The following is a 2,610-nucleotide window of genomic DNA, read 5'->3' as shown; positions in this document are numbered from 1 at the left end:
ATGTTTAAGAATTCCTTCGCGAAGCAGAGCTTCGAGGAATGTGTCCTATAGCGATTCAATTTCGTCACTTGAAAGAATGTGATATTTAGCCCAAACATTGCAAAGAGCACTGAATAAAGTGTCCGAGTGAACAAAAGGCTGTGCGTTTTCAATGCCAATACCTGAACAATCTGCACCAAACCGAACAGGTGAGATGAACTTCATCCTAACAATGTAATGCTTCATTTCATGTAACATACTTCGTTGTAGTAAGTCCTGACATGGGTTCCTATTGTATCCTTTTGATTATCAATTTCTAATCTGATTTCTTTTGGAGTTGGCCTTTGAATGCTTACTGGTGCTGGTGCTGGAACTTTCTCTGTAGATAATAATACCGGAACGGTTTTGATTTCTAAGGATAGGCATGAAAATGAAACACGACCGTAGCCTCGGGAACCGTTCCCCCCAAGATAACTATGCTCCAGAAGCATTAAGGTGTTAAAGATATTTTTGAGGTCTTCGATTGTATCGGCAATGTAGCCGTCAATTCCATTCTTAACAGCATCACTATCCTTTATTGTTCCGAGATAAATTTTTCCTTCATCGTCGGTAATTACTTCCAAATTATAATCCAAATGAAGTTTAAATTTTGAACCATCTGAAACACATAAACCCCTTTAACATTCTCCAATGCTCCTTTCCAGTCGTTCTTTTGGTATTTAAAAACTGTCTCCAATTCAGGAAAGTCAATGTTTATGTTTTCGTAACCAGGGAAATTTATTCCATCAAAGGGCTTTTTTAGAATTTCTGAAACGACAAAGTCTTTGTAATATCCTTCAAGTAAAAATGCACGTCCACGCAGACCTTGGTAGCGATAGAAGTCAATTACAAGTCGTCCTATTAACTCTTTATGCAATTCTACCAATTCAAGTTCATAACCAACTTCCGTGTCCGCCCAGTCTTCAAGTCTTTTTACAACTTTAAAAATTCCACCAAATAACCATTTGTTCGGTTCATGATAAAATTGAATTAAGCTGAAAATGTATTGTCTGTTAAAGTCGTTTTTGTTCCCACGCCATTCATTCCAACCAACCCATCTGTCCCAATCTTGCAAATAAACATTTAATGGCTGTTCATAACCGTTGTAACAAGCAAGATGTAACTTGTAGTGTCGCAAGTCGCTGTCTGTTAGTTTTAAAATATTTTCTACTTTAATTGTCATTTGTTAATGTCCTGTTGGTTTGTCTTTTAGCCTGACCGCTAACGGTTTGCGTGTAGGCGATGTTGCCTTGTGTTGCGCCTGCGGCAAGGCAATATTGCTTACACGCTGTTATGCGGGGTTTTGTTTTGTCCATATTCGCACTTCGCCTCCTTCGTTATAGTATGGTCTTATAATTCTTGATTGAACATATCCATGCCAGTTAAAGTCGGAATAACCGTTCCCGTAACCTCCATAGTAAATAAGTTCTGGTTGTCCAACTGGATTGTTATTAATTACCCACGCCAATGCGCCGTTTCTATCTCTAAAGTCTGTCCAGTTAAGCCCATAGCCAGTTCCTGGCTGAATAATTGCAAGTGCTCGGGGGAAAATCTTGTTTGTCCAATATAAAGCTTGATAAGTCGCAACACCTTCACCTCCCAGATATAAAAGAGAAAATCGTTTTTGTCCATGATTATCATCTCGGTTATCATCTCTTTCATAAACTGTCCAATTGATAAATGGCTTCCATGTATCCCTGTAACGCTGGTAGTCCTGCAAATTAAATTGAGGTGGAAATTGCGGTCGCCAACCATTTGGAGTAAGTTCGGAGTGAGAAACACTTCTACTTCCTAGGACATGATAGCCTAAAAAAGTATTCTGTTCTTGTTTGAATTCTTGCTCCCCTGTAGCGTAATCACAATAAACAAAACTGAAAATGTTCAAATCTCGTCCAATCGTATTGCAGTCCTTTATTATACCACCGTCAAAGCCGCACGAAGGATAGTAGAACGAGTTTTGCAAAACTTCATTTAACGGAAACATACCTGTCTCAATTTGTTCTTGAGTAATGTTGTCAAGCCAGTTCATAGTTGTATTTTGAATTTAAGTTCATAGTTATGGCTAAATTGTCGACCTGTTCTTCCCTGATTAATAAACCCACAATTCTCCATGGTTTTTATTGAGGCAAAATTGCTCTCAAAACAGTGTCCGAAAGTTTCGTCTAATCCTACTCCTTTGATATATTCAATAAGTGCTTTTAGAGTTTCGGTTGCATAACCATTTCTTGTGTAATTAAGTCCAATATTAAAACCAATATTATTTGGAAGACCCGGAAAAAAATTCCCATGAATTGCAAAGCCGATGATGTCTTGCTCTGATATTCTTTTTACCAACCATGACCGATAACCATTTTCCGTTGTCAAAAATCCATTTAGTTGCCACTGTTGTGCAATTGGGAAAGGAACATACGCATTCATGTGGTTGAGGTTATTTTGTCCCGCAAAGCAATTTTGCCAAAGCTCATTCAAATCGTTTTCAGTTTTATCGTTTATGAATGTCAGTATTTCAGTATTTATCATAGTCGTTAGTTTTTTGCCGGGCGGTCTCGGCCATTGACAGGCCATACTCGCTGGTAAACTTTAGGGCGAGAC

3 protein-coding genes and 1 pseudogene are annotated in these 2,610 nt (G+C 38.4%); all 4 read right to left on the bottom strand.

Features of this window, described 5'->3' with window-relative positions; translation table 11 throughout:
- Positions 1-404: 404 nt before the first annotated feature.
- Positions 405-500: pseudogene (locus BOO20_RS13370) on the bottom strand (type III-A CRISPR-associated RAMP protein Csm3); the annotation flags it as partial.
- Positions 501-592: 92 nt separating this feature from the next.
- A complete protein-coding gene (locus tag BOO20_RS08160) occupies positions 593-1,201 on the bottom strand; it encodes a hypothetical protein (protein ID WP_198935435.1) in 609 nt (202 codons plus the stop codon).
- 108 nt (positions 1,202-1,309) lie between these two features.
- Complete coding sequence (locus tag BOO20_RS08155) at positions 1,310-2,047, bottom strand: hypothetical protein (RefSeq protein WP_076791956.1); 738 nt, start codon at positions 2,045-2,047, stop codon at positions 1,310-1,312.
- Positions 2,044-2,538 (bottom strand): GNAT family N-acetyltransferase, encoded by a 495-nt coding sequence (locus BOO20_RS08150; RefSeq protein WP_076791954.1) that lies wholly within the window; start codon positions 2,536-2,538, stop codon positions 2,044-2,046. The genes BOO20_RS08155 and BOO20_RS08150 overlap by 4 nt, the downstream gene beginning before the upstream one ends.
- Between the last annotated feature and the right edge of the window lie 72 nt (positions 2,539-2,610).

The sequence above is a fragment of the Chlorobium sp. KB01 genome (genome assembly GCF_001975465.1).
In the GTDB taxonomy this organism is placed as follows: Bacteria; Bacteroidota; Chlorobiia; order Chlorobiales; family Chlorobiaceae; genus Chlorobium.
Note: the sequence above shows the minus strand (reverse complement) of the source record. Positions and strands in the feature narration are given on the sequence as shown.

Bases quoted from the DNA above. Each gene is read 5' to 3' on its own strand.
- BOO20_RS08160 (WP_198935435.1), bottom strand. From the start codon at position 1,201: ATGACAATTAAAGTAGAAAATATTTTAAAACTAACAGACAGCGACTTG.
- BOO20_RS08155 (WP_076791956.1), bottom strand. From the start codon at position 2,047: ATGAACTGGCTTGACAACATTACTCAAGAACAAATTGAGACAGGTATG.
- BOO20_RS08150 (WP_076791954.1), bottom strand. From the start codon at position 2,538: ATGATAAATACTGAAATACTGACATTCATAAACGATAAAACTGAAAAC.